The sequence below is a fragment of the Pantoea cypripedii genome, from assembly GCF_011395035.1.
In the GTDB taxonomy this organism is placed as follows: domain Bacteria; phylum Pseudomonadota; class Gammaproteobacteria; order Enterobacterales; family Enterobacteriaceae; genus Pantoea; species Pantoea cypripedii_A.
Genome location: NZ_CP024768.1, coordinates 2,806,205 through 2,824,632, shown reverse-complemented (window position 1 = coordinate 2,824,632; position 18,428 = coordinate 2,806,205). Strand labels below are relative to the sequence as shown.

The window sequence follows — 18,428 nt, the reverse complement described above, 5'->3', positions numbered from 1 at the left end:
AATCGCGCCGCTACGAAAACGTGCGGTTATTGGCCTGGTTTGTACCTGGTAGTTACGAGGTAGGTTCCAGCGGCACGATCTCCACCTTCTGCACACGATGATTTTCTACCTGCAAGGTACGCAGCAGGTAATCCCCTACCTGTAAGACTTCCCCCTCCTGCGGCACATGTTGCAGGCTATCCATCAGTAAACCGGCCAGCGTGTGATAACTACGTTTCTCATCCAACGGCAGGTGTACATATACCGCCAGATCTTCCAGCGGCATGTGCCCATTAGCAATCCATCCACCTTGCGGGCTGGGCTGAATGTCATAGCGGGGATCAATCTCTTCCCCCTCATTGGGGAGATTACCGGCGATGGTTTCCATCACATCGCTGAGCGTGACCACCCCTTCCACAGAGCCAAACTCATCGACCACAAAGGCAAAGTGGGTGCGTGCCTGGCGAAACTGCTCCAGAGCCTGGAGTAACGTGAGGCGCTCGGGAAACACCAGTGGCTGACGTATCAGCGAACGTAAATCGAGCGATTTATCATGTAAAGCCTGATGCATCAGGTCAATGATGTGCACCACGCCAAGCGGCTCGTTACCCTTTTCGGTAATCAGGATACGCGTATGCTGGTTGCGATCGAGCTTTGCCATAATTTCTGCTGGATCTTCACTTAAATCGATATGTTCGACATCATGGCGTGAAGTCATGATGCTGCTGATTTGCCGCTGCCCAAGCCCCAGCACGCGTGCAATCATGCGCCGTTCCTGGCGGTTAAACAGCGCACCTTCCTCGCTGTCTGCGAGGAGCGATGCCGTGTCGGCATCCAGTTCTGCACGCTGTGCTTCACCGCGTAAGATGCGCAGCACCGCTTCCGCAGTGCGCTGGCGCAGAGGACGACCCGCAGAAAGAAAGCGTCGGCGGTTAAATGTCGCCAGCTGGTTGAACATTTCAATCAGGATCGAGAAGCCGATGGCGGCGTACAGATACCCTTTAGGAATGATAAAGCCAAGACCTTCCGCTACCAGGCTGAAGCCAATCATCAGCAGGAAACTCAGGCAGAGAATGACGATGGTGGGATGCCCATTGACGAAACGCGTGAGGGGTTTACTGGCCAGCAGCATCAGTAAAATGGCGATGGTCACGGCTGTCATCATCACCGGTAATTCATTTACCATACCCACGGCGGTGATCACCGCATCAAGCGAGAAGATGGCATCCAGCACCACGATTTGCGCCACCACCGGCCAGAATTTAGCACCATTGTTAGTTTGACCGTCGTCTTCGTCGCTACCTTCCAGTCTGTCGTTCAGTTCCGTAGTGGCTTTAAACAACAGAAAGACGCCGCCAGAAAACAGCAGCAAATCGCGCGCACTAAAGCTATGTTGCCAGAGGGTAAAGAGGGGTTGAGTCAGGGTAACCAGCCAGGAGAGCGAGGCCAGCAGCAGCAGACGCGATACCAGCGCCAGCAACAGACCAATCACGCGGGCGCGATCGCGCACCGACAAGGGTAATTTTTCTACCAGAATGGCAATGAAAACCAGATTATCAATGCCCAGCACCAGCTCCAGAACGATTAGCGTAACTAATCCTGCCCAGAGCGAGGGATCAGCGATCCACTCCAACATGCTTTCATCACCTGAATGTCTGAGAATGAGCTTAGTCTTATCATAGTTAATCCGCCGCCGGGGAACAAATAGCGCCTTAGCTGCGTATGACAACGGTTGCCAGTGATAATAAGGAATATTCCTAAATGCTATTTTGCACAGATAAGTTGAATGTATGGATAAACAACATGCGTCTGATATCACCGCTATTAATTTTTTTTGCCATGCGGCGGCGTGCATTTTTAATGCGAAATGAACAGAAGGTGAGTATCGAATTATTCTGATTTTTGCGTGGGAATGGCCTGAAAGGGATGGCATCAATACTAATGACTGGTAGTCTTTTTCCTAAAATAGTGCAGGGAAGACGGGGTCTACTTGTAAACAAGCCAGTAATAACTAGTATAGCAACGTGTTAGTAAATGTCTGCGCTTATGTTGTTAATAGCGCGCTGTTTAGCTTCTTAATGTTGAGAATTGTGATCGTGCCCAGCTTAAGGCCAGTTATTGTCATGGCTTTAAAGGTCGATCGCGGACAGGAAATAGGGTGAGTAAAGCGGTATTGGCAGCGACAGCCAAGGGCGGTAGCGTGTCCGAAGTGCTTTTCTCTCCGGGGGATTTGCTTTGCAGGGATATCAATAGGAACTCGGACTAATCTGTTGGTATTTATCATAATTTTCTGGGTGTAACTGCAAAGCAATTGGCATAAATGCCGTAGATTTACCCCCCAGATTGCTGCTTTCGTGACAGTTTTTATATCGCTCATTTATTACGCAGTCTTGTGGCATTAAGGATTAGGGAAATAAAATAAAGAGTTAATTATGCGCGATAACGAATTTACCTATAAAAGTCTCCTCACTAAAATTTTACTGGCGTGCTCGGATTTAATTTGTTTCAACGCGGCGTTGTTTATTGCTCTGGCGCTGATTAATTCGCTCACGAACTCCCCACTGGCAGATATTTCTGAAAAAGACCTCGATTTAAAAATCGCCACACACATCTGTCTGTCGATTATTTGTGTTGGCTGGTTCTGGGTTCGCCTGCGACATTTCACCTATCGCAAGCCTTTCTGGTTCGAGCTAAAAGAGATCTTTCGTACCATTCTTATTTTCTCTGTTATCGATTTATCTATTACCGCTCTGTCGCAGTGGCAGATGTCGCGTTTTGTCTGGGTACTGACCTGGCTTCTGGCATTAATCCTAATTCCACTGGGTCGTGCCCTGTCAAAACGCGTCCTGAACCATTTTGGCATGTGGAAAAAGCAGACCATCATCATCGGCAGCAACAAAAATGCCCAGGAAGCCTGGCAGGCACTGCAGAGCGAAGAAGTGATGGGATTTGATGTGATTGCCTTTTTCGATGTGGATGGCAGCTGTCCTGATACCAGTATCGCCGGTGTGCCGGTGCTGCGTAATGAGCAGGAATTGTGGCAGCTCACCAACGTTGAGACGCAATTTATCGTCGCGGTGGAATTTGAGCAGAGCCAGCATCGTGATAACTGGCTGAAGACACTGGCAATGCATAACTGCCGTTCAGTTTCCGTTATCCCGACGCTGCGTGGCGTGCCGCTCTACGGCACTGATATGGCGTATATCTTCAGCCATGAAGTGATGATCCTGCGGGTTAACAACAACCTGGCGAAGCGGACGTCGCGTTGCCTGAAACGTGTCTTTGATGTGGTTGGCGCGCTCAGCATCATCATCGCACTGTCACCAGCATTACTGGTGCTGGGATTCCTGGTGGGACGTGACGGTGGCAACCCGATTTACGGTCATGAACGTGTCGGTATGAATGGCCGCAAGTTCAAATGTCTCAAATTCCGCTCGATGGTGATCAACTCCAAAGAGGTGCTGGAAGAGGTACTGCGTACCGATCCGGTGGCGCGCGCCGAGTGGGACAAAGATTTCAAACTGAAGAACGATCCCCGTATTACCAAAGTCGGTCACTTTATCCGTAAAACCAGTCTGGATGAGTTACCGCAGCTGTGGAACGTGGTCCGTGGCGATATGAGCCTGGTGGGACCGCGTCCGGTTATCGAAGATGAACTCTGCCGTTATGCCGGTGATGTCGATTATTACCTGATGGCGAAACCAGGCATGACGGGATTGTGGCAGGTCAGCGGTCGTAACGACGTTGACTATGAAACGCGCGTCTATTTCGATTCGTGGTATGTCAAAAACTGGTCGCTGTGGAATGACATCGCGATTCTGTTTAAGACCATTGGCGTAGTGCTGAAACGCGACGGAGCTTATTGATAGACAGCGAGGACACGGCGACAACATAAAACCCAGGGAGCAAATGATAATGACCCACAGTTTCGGTGTTTAACCCGTCGGCTTTATTTTTGTAAGACGCTTACACAGCGGCGTTTTCGCCTCTATCAATCATTAACTGATAGCGAAGATCCAGATGATTACAATGAAAATTAAAATGATACCGTTACTGGTATCGGCCACTATTCTCTCCGGGTGCACGATCGAGCCAGGTCAGCGCCTTTCCACTAGCGGAAAAGATGTCATTGAGCAGCAGGACAGCAATTTTGACATCGACAAATACGTTAACGTCTTTCCTTTAACGCCGCGTCTGGTTGAGCAGATGCGTCCGAAACCGCTGGTGGCGCAGGCCAACCCGGCGTTGCAGAACGAAATTCAAAGTTATGAATATCGTGTCGGCATCGGCGATGTGCTGAACGTTACCGTGTGGGATCACCCTGAATTGACCACCCCGGCGGGTCAGTACCGCAGTGCCAGCGACACCGGTAACTGGGTGCAGGCGGATGGTACGATCTTCTATCCCTATATCGGCAAAGTCCGTGTTGCCGGTCGAACCGTGACGGAAATCCGTGCCGAAATTGCGCGTCGTCTCGCGCAGTACATCGAAAGTCCGCAGGTCGACGTGAATGTTGCCGCTTTCCGTTCACAAAAAACCTATATCAGTGGTTCGGTCACCACCTCAGGTCAGCAGGCGATCACCAACGTACCGCTCACCGTGCTGGATGCAGTCAACGCCGCAGGTGGCCTGACGGCGGATGCCGACTGGCGTAACGTGGTGCTGACGCACGGTGGCCGTGAACAACGTATTTCGCTGCAGGCGCTGATGCAAAACGGCGACCTGAGCCAGAACCATCTGCTGTATCCGGGCGATATTCTTTATGTACCTCGTAACGATGATCTGAAGGTCTTCGTCATGGGCGAAGTGAAGCAGCAGACCACGCTGAAAATGGACCGCAGCGGTATGACGCTGGCTGAAGCGCTGGGCAATGCTCAGGGCATGGATCAGACCACAGCAGATGCCACCGGCGTGTTCGTCATTCGTCCTATTCGTGGCAGTAACCGTACCAAGATCGCCAACATCTATCAGTTGAATACCAAAGATGCCGCTTCAATGGTGATGGGTACTGAATTCCAACTGGAGCCGTACGACATCGTGTATGTCACCTCCACTCCGCTCACCCGCTGGAACCGTGTTATTTCCGCGCTGCTGCCGACCATCGTAGGTATCGACGATGCAAGCTCCGCAGCCCTGCGTTTCCATACATGGGATAACTAAGGTTTAACCATGATTAGCTCCGTGTTAGTCGTCTGTGTCGGCAACATTTGCCGCTCCCCGACCGGGGAGCGTTTGTTCAAACGCGCTTTACCTGAAACCCGGGTAGCGTCTGCGGGGCTGGGTGCTCTGCGTGGCTCCCCGGCAGATCAGACTGCCAGTGATGTGGCTGCCAGACATGGCGTGTCACTGGCCGGTCACCATGCTCAGCAGTTAACGGCCGAAATGTGCCGTGACTATGACCTGATTCTGGTGATGGAAAAGCGTCATGTTGAGCAGGTAAATCGGATCGATCCAGCCGCACGCGGGAAAACCATGCTGCTTGGGCACTGGCTCAACCAACAGGAAATAGCGGATCCGTACAAAAAAAGCCGTGAGGCCTTTGAAGAGGTTTACGGGTTACTGGAACACGCTACCCAGAAATGGGTCAACGTACTAAGCCGATAGTTGGGATTATCCATGAATATAAAAAACAAGGTTATGACAGCGCCGAAAGAGGATTCGAATGGATGGGATCTGGCGCATCTTGTGGGACAACTCATTGACCATCGGTGGGTCATTGTTGCCGTTACCGCCTTCTTCATGTTGGTGGGAACCCTCTACACACTGTTTGCCACGCCGATCTATAGCGCGGATGCCATGGTGCAAGTCGAGCAGAAGAACACCAACTCGGTGCTGAACGATTTGCAGGATATCCTGCCGTCCACACCGGCATCCGATACCGAGATTCAGATCCTTGAATCGCGCATGGTCATCGGTAAAACGGTAGACGATCTCGGCCTGGATACCGTGGTGCAGCAGAACTATTTCCCGATTATCGGTAAAGGTCTGTCGCGCCTGATGGGCAATAAACCGGCGCAGATCGCCATCACGCGTCTGGAAATTCCGCGTTCAATCGATAAACGTACCGTGCAGCTGGAAGTGACCGGCCCGCAGACCTACACCGTGACCAGCAATGGTGACGAGCTGTTTAAAGGCCGCGTAGGTCAGCTGGAGCAGCACGGTGAAGTCACCATGCTGGTGAGCGGTATCGAAGCGGATGCCGGCACCAGCTTTGATGTCACCAAGCTGAGCGATCTGCAGGCGATCAAAGCGGTGCTGGCCAATCTGACCGTCGCCGATAAAGCGAAAGATACCGGCGTACTGGGGCTGGAATACCAGCACGAAGATCCGGATCAGGCCAGCCGCGTGCTGAATCAGATCGTGAACAACTATCTGTTGCAGAACGTTGAGCGCAAGTCAGAACAGGCCGCGAAAAGCCTTGATTTCCTGCGCAATCAGCTGCCTCAGGTACGCGATAACCTGAATGAAGCGGAAGACAAGCTGAACGCCTATCGTCGTGAAAACGAATCGGTAGATATGTCACTGGAAGCGAAATCGGCGCTGGATTCTTCCGTGAGCGTGCAGAGCCAGCTGAACGAGTTAACCTTCCGTGAAGCGGAAGTCTCACAGCTGTACACCAAAGATCACCCGACTTACCGCGCACTGCTGGAAAAACGCAAAACGCTGGAAGACGAGCAGGCCAATCTGAACAAGAAAATTGCGCAGATGCCGCAGACCCAGCAGGAGATTTTGCGTCTGACGCGTGACGTGCAGGCAGGGCAGGAAATCTACATGCAACTGCTGAATCGTCAGCAGGAACTGGGTATCAGTAAAGCCAGTACCGTCGGTGACGTGCGCATTATCGATCCGGCAGAAACCGCGGGTTCACCCGTCGCGCCGAAGAAATTGCTGATCATCGCCGCCAGCCTGATTCTGGGTCTGGTTCTGTCCGTGGGCATCGTTCTGCTGAAAGCTGTATTCCACCACGGCATTGAAAACCCGGAGCAGCTGGAAGAGCTGGGTATGAACGTGTATGCCAGCGTGCCGCTGTCTGACTGGCAGCGTAAGAAGGATACCGAAGCGCTGGCGCGTCGCGGGCACAAAGAGAAAAGCGATCCGCACAATACGCTGCTGGCGCTGGGCAACCCGACTGACCTCTCCATCGAAGCGATTCGTAGTCTGCGTACCAGCCTGCACTTCGCGATGATGGAAGCGAAGAACAACATCCTGATGATCACCGGTGCCAGCCCGGGCATTGGTAAAACCTTTATCTGTGCCAACCTGGCGACGCTGGTATCGAAAGCGGGTCAGCGCGTGTTGTTCATCGATGGTGATATGCGCCGCGGTTATACCCATGAACTGCTGGGGGCGGAAAACAAAGTTGGCTTGTCTAACGTGTTGTCCGGCAAGAGCGAGTTCTCTCCGACCATGATTCAGAAAGGTGCCTACGGTTTTGATTTCCTGCCGCGTGGTCAGGTGCCACCTAACCCATCGGAGCTGCTGATGCATCGCCGCATGAGCGAGTTGCTGGATTGGGCGGGTAAAAACTATGACCTGGTGTTGATTGATACGCCACCGATCCTGGCCGTTACCGACGCTTCCATTATCGGTAAGCTGGCCGGAACGTCGCTGATGGTAGCGCGTTTTGAAACCAACACCACCAAAGAGCTGGATGTCAGTTACCGTCGCTTTGCCCAGAACGGTATCGAGATTAAAGGCGTCATCCTCAACGCCGTGGTGCGTAAAGCGTCGAATGTCTACGGTTATGGCTACGACTACTACAACTACGAATACGGTAAAGAAACCAAAAGCTAAGAGTCAGACACTCTTCCGGGGCGGTTTATCCGCCCCGTTTTTATCGTGGTTAGGGCACATTGCGTAGCGGCGCGATTTATCGCGCTGGTTTAAACAGACAGCGCAGTTCCTGAAAAGAGCGCAATAAATTGCGCCGCTACAAATCAGGCGCTGATAAAACAGTTTCACCCTTTTTATCGTGCTTTTTTGGGCACGCTATTACACACAGCACACGCTTAGGTAATTCCGTAATGGTATGTCACTGCTTAATGATAAATGGATATAACGGCATGATTTTTAGGAAAAAAGCCGATTCCCATCATCAGACTGCAAAGTATACCGTTGAATCTGGAACAGCTGTTTAAGAGGTGCTGGCAATGCAGGATATCCACTTCTCAATTGTAATTCCCGCTTATAACGCGTCGAAGTCGATTGTGACGACGCTGGATTGCGTCAATGCGCAGAGTTATCGCAATTTTGAAGTCATTATTGTCGATGACAAATCAGCCGATGCGGCAGAACTGGCGCAGGTGGTGCGCAGCGATCGCTATCAGGACCTGGACATCAGGCTGGAGCTGTCTGAGGTAAAACTCAACGGGGCAGGGGCGCGCAATAAAGGGATTGAACTCGCCACCGGTGATTTCATCAGCTTTCTGGATGCCGACGATGAATGGCATCCGGACAAGCTGCTGGAAGTCTCGCGCACCATCGCCAGGCTTGAGGCACAGGGCAAGTCGCGTTATGTCATTTTTAGTCAGGTGAATATTCACCAGGACGGTTGTTTCCTGAAAGTAATGCCCATGCAGCCACCTGGCAAAAACGAAACTGTCGCAGAATATTTGTTTGGTTGTTACGGCTTCATTCAGACCAGCACCATCGTGCTGAAGCGTGCCGATGCTGAACAGATTAAATTCGATACGCGCTATATCCGCCATCAGGATTATGACTTCTGCATTCGTGCCGATCGCATGGGCTATCACTTCGTGATGCTCGATAAGCCGCTGGCGACCTACCATCTGGTGACCAAATTTGGTTCGAAGCACAAAGGGGAGTCGGTGAAATACTCCTTCTTCTGGCTCGATACCATGAAACCCTATCTGACTGCGCGCGATATCCATACCTACAAAGCGTTCAAACTGCCGCTGCGCTACAAAATGGATGGCAACTCGTTACTGGCGAGTATCAGCTTCGCGCGTTACTTCTTCCTGACTAACAAAGATAACCAGGCTTACTTTATGAGCCGTGTGATGGACAAGGTGAAGTCCCGTTTCTTTGGCCGCAGGGCTGTTTCCTGATTTGGTGGTTCCTTTGATTTCACTTGCTCCCAGACCGGGGCAATTTTTTTTACTTCCTGTCATCTCCTCTTACGGGTATTCAGATGAAAAATCATGTAGGCACCATCGGCATTGTGATGCCGATGTATAACGCGCGCCAGACGGTATTGCGTGCGGTGCAGTCGATTCTCGATCAGAGCTATAGCGACTGGCATCTGTATCTGATCAACGATAAATCGACCGACGATTCACTGGCTTTGGTGCGTGAACATTGCCGGGACGAACGTATCACTATCCTCAACAATGAGATGAACCAGGGCGCAGCAGAGACCCGTAATGTCGGGCTGCGCGCTGCACAGCAAGATATCATTGCTTTTCTTGACAGCGATGATGAATGGCATGCGGAAAAGCTGGCTGAACAGGCTGCCGCGATTCATGCCGGTGACGATTTTGTTATTACCCATTATCACTACAAAACCAAAAGCGCTGACCACGATATCAACTACAACAAACCCTATCTGCAACAGCAAAACTTCGTGAAGAAGCAATATCGCGTCTGCTTCTCTTCGGTCTGTTTTCGCCGTCCTCCGCAGGGCATCTTCTTTCAGCGTAAAGGCCATGAAGATTTCCTGTTCCTCTTCGAGCTGTTTCTCCGTTACCGGCAAGCCCGGGTGATCCAGAAGACGCTGGTGAACTATTACGAGCTGGGCGATTCGCTATCACGTAACAAAAATAAAGCGGCGAAATGGCACCTCGAATTATTAAGAATTATCTATAAAAACAATCCCTTAAAAATCTATTACTATTACGGCTGGTATATGGTGAACGGTGTGCTTTTCACCTTAAAACATCGTTGATATCCGGCATCCTTTGCGTTTGAGGTGGAAAGCGTTTCATGAAAAAGATTGTACTGGTGATTAAGGATGCTTATTCGTACGCGGGTACGGAAAACATCTGCAACTTTATGTCGGAGTGCCTTGGCGAGCAGCATGAGGTGACCGTCTATTCGCTGGAAGGCAGCGGAAAGCCGTTCTATCCGTTCACCCATGCCAGACAGATTGTCAGCTTTGCAGGTGAGAGCAATCCGATTAAAAGCGCCGTGGCGCGCATCCAGCAGGAAGGGTTCGACAGTGTGTTCCTGATCAGTATGGGGCGTCTGAGTGTGATGTTTGCCTTCTGGAATCTGATGTCCATGAAGAAGAAACGCTTCAAAGCCTATGCCTGCGAGCACATTGCCATCAACTCCTTCAGTAAACCGATCAAATTGCTGAAATGGCTGCTGCTGCGCTTTTATGACCAGGTGATCGTGCTGACCGATAAAGACCATCAGGTATTCAGCCGCTGGAACATCCGCAGCCAGCAGATTCCTAACCCAGTGGTTTACAAATCCTTTGCGCGTCAGACGCGTAACCGCCAGGCGCTGGCCATTGGTCGCCTTGAGCACCAGAAAGGCTTCGACCTGCTGCTGGATATCTGGGCTGATTTCAGCAAAACCCATCCTGACTGGACGCTGGTGATCGCCGGAGACGGCGAGGTCCGCCAGCAGTTGCACGATCAGGCAGCGTCGCTGGGTATCACCGACAGCGTCAACTTCGTTGGCAGAGTCAGCAACATCAATGATTACTACCGTGGCAGTGACATGGCGTTGATGACGTCACGCTATGAAGGGCTTCCGCTGGTGTTGCTGGAAGCTAAATCCTGGTCGCTGCCGGTGGTGGCGTATGACTGCCCGACCGGGCCGCAGGAAATTATCAATCATGGCGAAGATGGTTTCCTGGTGCCGATGAATGACAAAACGACCTTCCTGGCGCGGATGGATCAACTCGCCAGCGATGATGCGCTGTTCTACCGCATGAGCGAAAAAACCAAAGAAACTGCGCTGAAGTTTGACGGCAACGAGATCAAACAAAGCTGGCTGGCGCTGATTTAGCGCCGGCTTACGCCTATGGCTACCTCGGGGACACACTTATGGCCGCCCGGCGGCCCCATGACCACGGGATTTGATGCATGAAAAGAAGAGAAGTTTTGCAAACCGCAGCCTCCTCCATTGTTGCTGCGCTCTCGGTGAGTGCATTTTCCAGCTATGCGGCAAAAAATGGCCAGCCAGCCTTGAAAGCGGTCGATCCTTCCAGCGTGCCGCAGGGAGATGTACCGATTCTCACGCCGGAAAATGTTTACACCATGCCGCCGCAATTCTGGCAAAACTTTGTGGGCAAATTGTGGATCGGTAAGGCCGGTAGCGATGCCAGCAAAGCGGGTAACCAAATCCCGGTTTATCTGCGTGATGCCAGCGGTAAAATATCGCAAATCAGCCAGCCAATTGCGCTGAATAAGGGCAATTTTGCGCAGTTTATCCACGATAATGCTGCGTTAATTGCCGATCCTGCTCACTCTATGGCCGTTGAGGACGAGAGCGGCAATACGCTGTTTTCCATTGATGACGTGAGTCGTCCCAATCAAAGCAATTTCAGTCAGCGTCTGGCGCAACCCAATGGTTATCAGCTGATTGGGGAAATCCCTTCCGTTGAGGAATTGCGTAAAACCCGTCCGCTGTTTGTCGGTGCCAAGATCAAGCTGAAAAGCTGGCATGAAGGGCTGGAAGTGGGCGGTGGCGAATTTGTCGGTGCTTTTGGTGACGGCAAAGATGACAACGGCGTGATGTTCAGCGGCAACGGCTTTACCTGGCGTCGCGTAGTGGAAGATTTCAACCGCCTGACGCTGTTCGATTTTGGCGCGATTGCCGATGGCAAAACCGATGCTGCACCGGCGATCAAAGCGATGTATCAATGGTCACAGGATGCCAGTCAGCCGATTTGTGTCCAGTTCCCGGCGGGCACCTTCTTTGTTTCCGGTTGTGATTTTGGTGACAAGCAGCAACGCTTCTTCCGCATCTCTGGCGCGATGGTGAACTTTGGCTATTTCCCGGCCACCACGCTGGTTTCGGATGGGAGTTCCGAATTCCTGTTTCAGGTAAATGCTCGCTGGACCGAAATCTCTAACCTGATTTTTAACGGTAACACCGACAAGCATCCGAATAAGCAGGGGTTATTCCGCAACACCTGCGCGGGCGGCCAGTTCTTCCGTGGCGCTTGTCTGCGCTTTAACCAGGTGGGCGGTGTCTCGCTGAGTATGCTGGATACGCTGGATTGTAAAATCGACCAGTGGTACGCCAACGGCTGTACTGGCGATGTGATTAAAGCCAGCTGGTCCGGGCAGAAAGCGGGCAACTGGGATCACAGCACCGCGATTGAACTCTCCAACTTCAATGCCCAGCACTGTAAAGGCGGGATGGTGCTGAATCTGCCACGTTGCAGCCAGTCGATTATTCATAACGGCTGGATTGAGCACACCGAGCATCCGGGAGACATCTCCAATGGCCAATGGATCATTGATGCACTGAGTCTGGAAGATTGTAAGAACCCGCTGATCGCCCGTAACTCGCGCCTGAATATGCGCCAGACCAATTTGCAGGCCGGAAGCTGGATCGATAACTCACTGGAAGGCGAGCGCTGGCTCAATATTTGGGAGATGGGGTCAACGCGCGTTGAATCTTACGGCGTCGCTATCGACGGTAGTCTGAAATACAACTACCTCACTTCACGTTTTCGCCTGTCAAACAACACCAACCAGGAAACCTGGTTTGAGCTGGGGAATTTCTATTCGCCCGCCGTCGGTGATAGCTGGGAAATCGAGGTGTTTGGTCAGTCGCAGTTCAGCAATGGGACAGACAACCAACCGCTGATGAACCCCATCGACGGCAAAGGCACTGGCGGCCGTGCGGTAATCCATTTGCAGCGTAAGAAAAGCAAGGCGGAAGCCAGCTGGTCTGCGGAGGGGAGTTCACCGCTGGTGGATGTGCGCTTTGAACCACGCACTGATACGGATACCAAAGTGTTCGTCAAACTGGCGGGCTGGACGCCGATTGCGGTCGTGATGATTAAAAGCACGGCGAAGGACCGCTTCCTTGCCGGTCGCTGCGCGCGCGTTGATGCTTCCATGACTCAGGGGTCACCCGCCAGCGGGAGTCAACAGGCGCCGCAGCGCTTCAGTCTGCACAACGGTAAAGCGGGTATTGGCGGCAATGAGCAAGGCGATTTACTGATGGCTTCACGCATGCTGAAACCGGAACAGGTCGATACCCGTGAACCCAAAGGTTATGTCTCGGTGGTGATTAACGGAGAACCGTGCGCACTGCCTTATTTCGCCGTGAAATCTTGATGCGGGAATCAGCAAACCGGCTGCGAACAGGAGTGCGGCCGGATTAAAAGGAACCCCTCTTTTTCAGGTGTTTCGCCTCGTTTGTAGTCCTTTTTTACGCAGAGTTAACTTTTGCCAGTCCAGGAAAATGGCGGCTTGTAGAATTACAAAAATTTATCTGGAGTTTTTATGAAGATTTTATTGGTGGGTAACCATACCTGTGGAAATCGTGGGGATGGCGCGATTTTACGCGGTCTGATTGATTCACTTCAGTCCGCACGTGGTGATCTGGATATCGACGTCATCAGTCGTTATCCAACCAGCTCTGGGTACTTACTGCAACAGGAAATCCAGCAGGATTCCCTGTTTCTGCACAATAGCAATTCGGCCAAAGGGTTAGTGGGAAGTGTAAAGCGCAAGGTGGCGAACCGCCTGATGCCGGAAATTATGATGGCGCATCTGGGTAAGGGGGGAATGTACAAATCATTCTCCGTGCCGCCGCATCTGGCCGCATTCACCAAAAGCCTTGAACCTTATGATGCCATTATCCAGGTGGGGGGGTCTTTCTTCGTCGATCTGTATGGCGTGACCCAGTTTGACCATGCCTTGTGCGCATTAATGGCGAAAAAGCCACTCTATATGATCGGTCATTCGGTCGGACCTTTTGAGAATCCGCGCGTTAACGCCCTGGCTAATTTTGTGTTCGATCGTGTCGATAGTCTGGTACTGCGTGAAGAGGTCAGCTATGAGCGTCTGAAGCAGGATGGCGTGACCACCAGCAAAGTTAAGAAGGGCGTTGATACCGCGTTTCTGGTGAAAGCGCGTGAGGTGGAGCATCCCAGCCATAACCTGTTGCACTGGAAAGAGATTCTCAGTTCACGTAAAACCATCGCCATTACCGTGCGCGAGCTGGCCCCCTTTGATAAACGCCTTGGCGTGACGCAAAAAGAGTATGAAGCCGCGTTTGGCCGGGTGATCAATGCAATGATTGCTGACGGGTATCAGGTGGTAGCCTTCTCAACCTGCACCGGTATCGACAGTTATGCCAAAGATGATCGCATGGTGGCACTGACGTTGCGAGAAAGTGTCGAGCATCCGGAGCACTACCATGTGATCATGGATGAGTTCAACGACCTCGAACTGGGCATTTTGTTAAGTCATTGTCATCTGACCATCGGCACCCGTCTGCACTCCGCCATCATTTCCATGAATTTCGGCACACCGGCCATTGCTATCAACTATGAACACAAGTCACTGGGTGTGATGAACCAGCTTGGGCTGCCACAAATGGCGACGGATGTGAAAAGTCTGATGGACGGCTCGCTTATCGACAAAGTGCAGACCGTGCTGGCTGACTACGACCAGGTGAAGCAGCAAGTTGACGCAGCGGTGGCGCAGGAACGTGAGATTGGTAATCGAATCACTGAAGAAATTCTCAACGTCTTAGGGTGAAGTGATGAAGCTAACCTTTTTCACCATGCGTTTTCCGGTTGCCTCAGAGACCTTTGTTCTCAATCAGGTCACGCATTTCATTGACGCCGGTTATGACGTTGAGGTGATCTCCGTGTTTCCGGGCGACATGATCAATCGTCATGCCGCGTTCGATGACTACAATCTGGCGGCGAAAACGCATTATCTGCTGCCGGAAGAGAAGGTCTCAAACTTCGATAAACTCACCCAGCGTATTGGGTTGATGCTGCCGAAAATCGCCAAACCTGCTCTGCTGAAATCCCTCAATGTGCGCCGCTATGGCGCACAAGCCAGCAAACTGCTGCTGCCAGCCATCGTGGCCAATGCCCGTCAAACCTTCACTGCTGACGTATTCCTCGTGCACTTTGGCTACGCCGGGGCGCTGGCAAATAAGCTGCGCGAGCTTGGCGTGCTTCGGGGCAAACAGGCCACGGTGTTCCACGGTGCAGACATCTCACGTCGTCATATTCTGGAAGAGCATAAGCAGGACTATCTCAATCTGTTCCGCCAGAGCGAGCTGATGCTGCCTATCAGCCATCTGTGGGAAAACAAGCTGATTGAGATGGGTTGTCCGGCAGAGAAGATACACGTCACGCGTATGGGCATTGAGCCAGAGAAATTTAATTTCAAGCCGCGTGAAGCTTTCCATACTCCGTTGCGCATTGTTTCAGTGGCACGTCTCACCGAAAAGAAAGGTCTGGATGTGGCGGTGAAAGCCAGTGAAATTTTGCGTAATCAGGGCGGGCAGTTTCAGTTCACCATCATTGGTAACGGTGAGCAGGACGGAATGATGCGCGAGCATATTGCGCGTGCCGGTCTGGAAGATTACGTCAGTATGCCGGGCTTTAAGCCCCAGGAGGAGATCCGCCAGGCGCTGAGCGAAGCAGATATCTTCCTGCTGCCCTCCAAAACCGCAGCAGATGGCGATATGGAAGGCATTCCGGTGGCGCTGATGGAAGCAATGGCCGTGGGTCTGCCGGTGGTTTCAACCTTCCACAGCGGCATTCCCGAGCTGATTCAGAACAACGTTAGCGGCTGGCTGGTCTCGGAAAACGATCCTGAGGAGCTGGCGCAAACTTTGTTGCGTCTGTCGCGCGGAGATATCGATGTTGGGCCGGTGGTCGCTGCCGCTCGTCACAAGGTAGAAACCGAGTTCAATCAGCATATTGCCTATGGCGAGCTGGCAAAAATTCTGGAGCGCATGGTGTGAGCGGATTAAAGTCACAGGCCATTTGGCTATTTGGCAGCACCTGCTTTGCCGCAGTGCTGCAGGTCTTACAGCTCAGCGTACTGGCACGCCGGCTGGAAGCGCATGAGCTGGGGTTACTGGCAATTATCAACGCCATTCTGGCGGTGGCCGGGGTACTCCAGGATATGGGGATGAGCAGTTACATTGTGCATCGCCAGAATATCACCCGGCGTGAGCAGAGCACCATTTATTGGGTGAACGTCTCACTCAGCTTCTGTACCGGGTTAATTATGCTGATGATTGCCTGGCCGGTAGCGTGGTTTTATCACCTGCCGGAGTTGACCGGGCTGATTATGCTGACCAGCCTTAACTTTTTGGTTCTTGGGCACCTTTCGCAGTATCAGGCGCACTTTGTCAAAACCAAACGCATGGTGCTCCTGGCGAAGATTGAGATGGCGACCAAGCTGTTTGCCTTCCTCTGCACTGTGGCGATGTTGTTCTTCACATCCCTGACCGTGGCGGCAGCCATCGTTGGACTGTTTATCAATGCCTTCACGCGCATTCTGTGCATGATTTACTTTGGCGAGAAGTCCTGGCGTCCCACATGGGAATTCGATCGGGCAACGTTTATCGCCGCGGTGCGTTATGGGATCTACCAGCTGGGATCGCAGACCATTAATCAGCTTCGTACTCAGGCGGATGCCTTGATCGTCGGGAAAGTGATGGGGGCGGATATGCTGGGTATCTACTCACTGGCAAAAGAGCTGATCCTGCAACCGCTGAAGCTCGTCTCGCCGGTGATCAACCGCCTGGCGCTGCCGCGTTTTGCTGAGAAACAGCACGATCCTGAGCAACTGAAAAAGCTGTTCCTGAAAGGTACGCTCGTTATCATGTTATTCAGCAGCACCATGTATCTGGCTATTGGTATTTTGTCGCCGGTGATCGTGCGTCTGCTGTATGGCGCATCCCATGAGCAGGTCTACCATCTGATCCCGCTGATGCTGCTGTTTGGCATGCTGCGTCCGATGGGCGGGCTGACCGGGGCAATTTCCCAGGCGAATGGGCGTACCAATGTTGAGTTCTACTGGAACGTTGTCGCCAGTCTGGTCGTGCTGGCGGTGCTGGCAACCACGCTGATCTGGCCGAATGTCATCTACGTGGCGCTGACACTGTCGATTTCACAGGTGTTGATCTCCGCTTTTGCCCATCCCTTCTTCATCAAACCCGTTATCGGCATTCGCTTTATGCCTTATGCGCGCCAGTGGGTTTCGGTCTCGGTGGTGTTTGTCGGCCTGATGTTGCTGATAAACCACTTTAACCTGTTTGTGATGCCAGAATGGTTTGAGGGTTGGTTGTAACCTCAGACAACCTCAGGTCGCGGCGTAATAAAGCACGCCGCGACGACACGATCAGTCTGAAAATGACTGGTCTCATCAATTCTGGCTTTCTCCCATCTCCCCCACTGTTTTACAGTAGGTTAGCGATTCTAATTACCCGCCAATTGGCGTCACGGTTGGGGCCGAAAAAAGCGTTTTTTCATGTTATGACAGAGAGTTAGTGCCGGTTTTTCAGATAAAGATTATACTTGCTGTTCCGGCCGATCCTGCATAATCGACCCCACGTATTCACTTCATGAAATGGAATAAATATGACCAAGCTTAAAGCTGTAATCCCGGTTGCGGGTCTCGGTATGCATATGCTCCCTGCGACAAAAGCAATTCCAAAAGAAATGCTGCCTGTCGTCGACAAACCGATGATCCAATATATCGTTGATGAGTGCGTGGCTGCAGGCATCAAGGAGATTGTGCTGGTCACCCATGCTTCCAAAAATGCGGTGGAAAACCACTTCGATACCACTTACGAGCTGGAAGCACTGCTTGAAGCACGTGTGAAACGTCAGCTGCTGAGCGAAGTGCAATCAATTTGTCCGCCGGGCGTGACCATCATGAACGTCCGTCAAGCCAATCCGCTGGGCCTCGGCCACTCGGTGTTGTGCGCGCGTCCGATGATTGGCGACAACCCATTCGTGGTGGTGCTGCCGGATGTGCTGCTGGATGACTCGACGGCCGATCACCTGCGTTATAACCTCGCGGCCATGGTGGCGCGCTTTGAGGAAACCGGACGCAGTCAGGTACTGGCAAAACATATGCCGGGCGCTGACCTCTCTGAATACTCGGTGATCACCACGGAACAACCGCTGGATAACCCTGGCGACGTCGGCACCATCACCAACTTTGTTGAGAAGCCGGAAGAAGCCAACACCCTGGATTCTGATCTGGCTGCGGTAGGGCGTTATGTCCTTTCTGCTGATATCTGGGCGGAGCTGGAGCACACCGAGCCGGGTGCCTGGGGACGTATCCAGTTGACCGATGCTATCGCTGCACTGGGCAAGAAAAAACCGGTCGATGCGACCCTGCTGACAGGGACCAGCTTCGACTGCGGCCGTAAACTGGGTTACATGCAGGCATTCGTCTCTTACGGTCTGCGTAATAACAGCCAGGGCCGTGATTTCCGCGCCGCAATTCAGAAAATCCTGGCAAAATAAG

General features: G+C 52.2%; 13 protein-coding genes. 12 read left to right on the top strand and 1 reads right to left on the bottom strand.

Translation table 11 applies throughout. The features are described 5' to 3' along the window. Window positions 1-52: 52 nt before the first annotated feature. Complete coding sequence (locus CUN67_RS13230) at window positions 53-1,615, bottom strand: TerC family protein (protein WP_208715791.1); 1,563 nt, start codon at window positions 1,613-1,615, stop codon at window positions 53-55. 796 nt (window positions 1,616-2,411) lie between these two features. Between CUN67_RS13230 and wbaP the strand changes: the two genes are divergently transcribed. From wbaP to galF, 12 genes are all read left to right on the top strand, one after another. Then, on the top strand, window positions 2,412-3,845 hold the full coding sequence (gene wbaP / locus CUN67_RS13225) for an undecaprenyl-phosphate galactose phosphotransferase WbaP (protein WP_208715790.1): 1,434 nt from the start codon (window positions 2,412-2,414) through the stop codon (window positions 3,843-3,845). A 154-nt stretch (window positions 3,846-3,999) separates the two neighbouring features. Next, window positions 4,000-5,139: a polysaccharide export protein gene (locus CUN67_RS13220; protein WP_208715789.1), complete on the top strand. Its 1,140-nt coding sequence runs from the start codon at window positions 4,000-4,002 to the stop codon at window positions 5,137-5,139. Between the two features lie 9 nt (window positions 5,140-5,148). Next, a complete protein-coding gene (locus CUN67_RS13215; RefSeq protein ID WP_084876003.1) occupies window positions 5,149-5,583 on the top strand; it encodes an arsenate reductase/protein-tyrosine-phosphatase family protein in 435 nt (144 codons plus the stop codon). A gap of 12 nt (window positions 5,584-5,595) precedes the next feature. Then, complete coding sequence (wzc, locus tag CUN67_RS13210; protein WP_208715788.1) at window positions 5,596-7,773, top strand: tyrosine-protein kinase Wzc; 2,178 nt, start codon at window positions 5,596-5,598, stop codon at window positions 7,771-7,773. Between the two features lie 356 nt (window positions 7,774-8,129). Continuing rightward, entirely contained in the window at window positions 8,130-9,047 is a 918-nt protein-coding gene (locus tag CUN67_RS13205; protein WP_208715787.1) for a glycosyltransferase family 2 protein, read from the top strand. Window positions 9,048-9,130: 83 nt separating this feature from the next. Further along, window positions 9,131-9,883, top strand: a complete 753-nt coding sequence (locus CUN67_RS13200; RefSeq protein WP_208715786.1) for a glycosyltransferase family 2 protein — start codon at window positions 9,131-9,133, stop codon at window positions 9,881-9,883. A gap of 38 nt (window positions 9,884-9,921) precedes the next feature. Continuing rightward, window positions 9,922-10,956 carry a glycosyltransferase family 4 protein gene (locus CUN67_RS13195; protein ID WP_208715785.1) on the top strand — a complete coding sequence of 345 codons (1,035 nt, stop codon included), beginning with the start codon at window positions 9,922-9,924 and terminating at the stop codon, window positions 10,954-10,956. Window positions 10,957-11,033: 77 nt separating this feature from the next. Then, window positions 11,034-13,244, top strand: a complete 2,211-nt coding sequence (locus tag CUN67_RS13190; RefSeq protein WP_208715784.1) for a phage tailspike protein — start codon at window positions 11,034-11,036, stop codon at window positions 13,242-13,244. 168 nt (window positions 13,245-13,412) lie between these two features. Then, the gene (wcaK, locus tag CUN67_RS13185; protein ID WP_208715783.1) at window positions 13,413-14,675 is read left to right on the top strand and encodes a colanic acid biosynthesis pyruvyl transferase WcaK; all 1,263 of its coding nucleotides are present in this window, start codon (window positions 13,413-13,415) and stop codon (window positions 14,673-14,675) included. Window positions 14,676-14,679: 4 nt separating this feature from the next. Beyond that, window positions 14,680-15,903: a glycosyltransferase gene (locus CUN67_RS13180; protein WP_208715782.1), complete on the top strand. Its 1,224-nt coding sequence runs from the start codon at window positions 14,680-14,682 to the stop codon at window positions 15,901-15,903. Next, a complete protein-coding gene (locus tag CUN67_RS13175) occupies window positions 15,900-17,240 on the top strand; it encodes an MOP flippase family protein (protein ID WP_208715781.1) in 1,341 nt (446 codons plus the stop codon). The genes CUN67_RS13180 and CUN67_RS13175 overlap by 4 nt, the downstream gene beginning before the upstream one ends. A gap of 290 nt (window positions 17,241-17,530) precedes the next feature. Next, window positions 17,531-18,427 (top strand): UTP--glucose-1-phosphate uridylyltransferase GalF, encoded by an 897-nt coding sequence (gene galF / locus CUN67_RS13170; protein ID WP_208715780.1) that lies wholly within the window; start codon window positions 17,531-17,533, stop codon window positions 18,425-18,427. The last annotated feature ends 1 nt before the right edge of the window (window position 18,428 follow it).

Excerpts from the sequence above, each read along its gene's own strand:
- CUN67_RS13230 (WP_208715791.1), bottom strand. The coding sequence starts at position 1,615 with ATGTTGGAGTGGATCGCTGATCCCTCGCTCTGGGCAGGATTAGTTACG.
- wbaP (WP_208715790.1), top strand. The coding sequence starts at position 2,412 with ATGCGCGATAACGAATTTACCTATAAAAGTCTCCTCACTAAAATTTTA.
- CUN67_RS13220 (WP_208715789.1), top strand. The coding sequence starts at position 4,000 with ATGATTACAATGAAAATTAAAATGATACCGTTACTGGTATCGGCCACT.
- CUN67_RS13215 (WP_084876003.1), top strand. The coding sequence starts at position 5,149 with ATGATTAGCTCCGTGTTAGTCGTCTGTGTCGGCAACATTTGCCGCTCC.
- wzc (WP_208715788.1), top strand. The coding sequence starts at position 5,596 with ATGAATATAAAAAACAAGGTTATGACAGCGCCGAAAGAGGATTCGAAT.
- CUN67_RS13205 (WP_208715787.1), top strand. The coding sequence starts at position 8,130 with ATGCAGGATATCCACTTCTCAATTGTAATTCCCGCTTATAACGCGTCG.
- CUN67_RS13200 (WP_208715786.1), top strand. The coding sequence starts at position 9,131 with ATGAAAAATCATGTAGGCACCATCGGCATTGTGATGCCGATGTATAAC.
- CUN67_RS13195 (WP_208715785.1), top strand. The coding sequence starts at position 9,922 with ATGAAAAAGATTGTACTGGTGATTAAGGATGCTTATTCGTACGCGGGT.
- CUN67_RS13190 (WP_208715784.1), top strand. The coding sequence starts at position 11,034 with ATGAAAAGAAGAGAAGTTTTGCAAACCGCAGCCTCCTCCATTGTTGCT.
- wcaK (WP_208715783.1), top strand. The coding sequence starts at position 13,413 with ATGAAGATTTTATTGGTGGGTAACCATACCTGTGGAAATCGTGGGGAT.
- CUN67_RS13180 (WP_208715782.1), top strand. The coding sequence starts at position 14,680 with ATGAAGCTAACCTTTTTCACCATGCGTTTTCCGGTTGCCTCAGAGACC.
- galF (WP_208715780.1), top strand. The coding sequence starts at position 17,531 with ATGACCAAGCTTAAAGCTGTAATCCCGGTTGCGGGTCTCGGTATGCAT.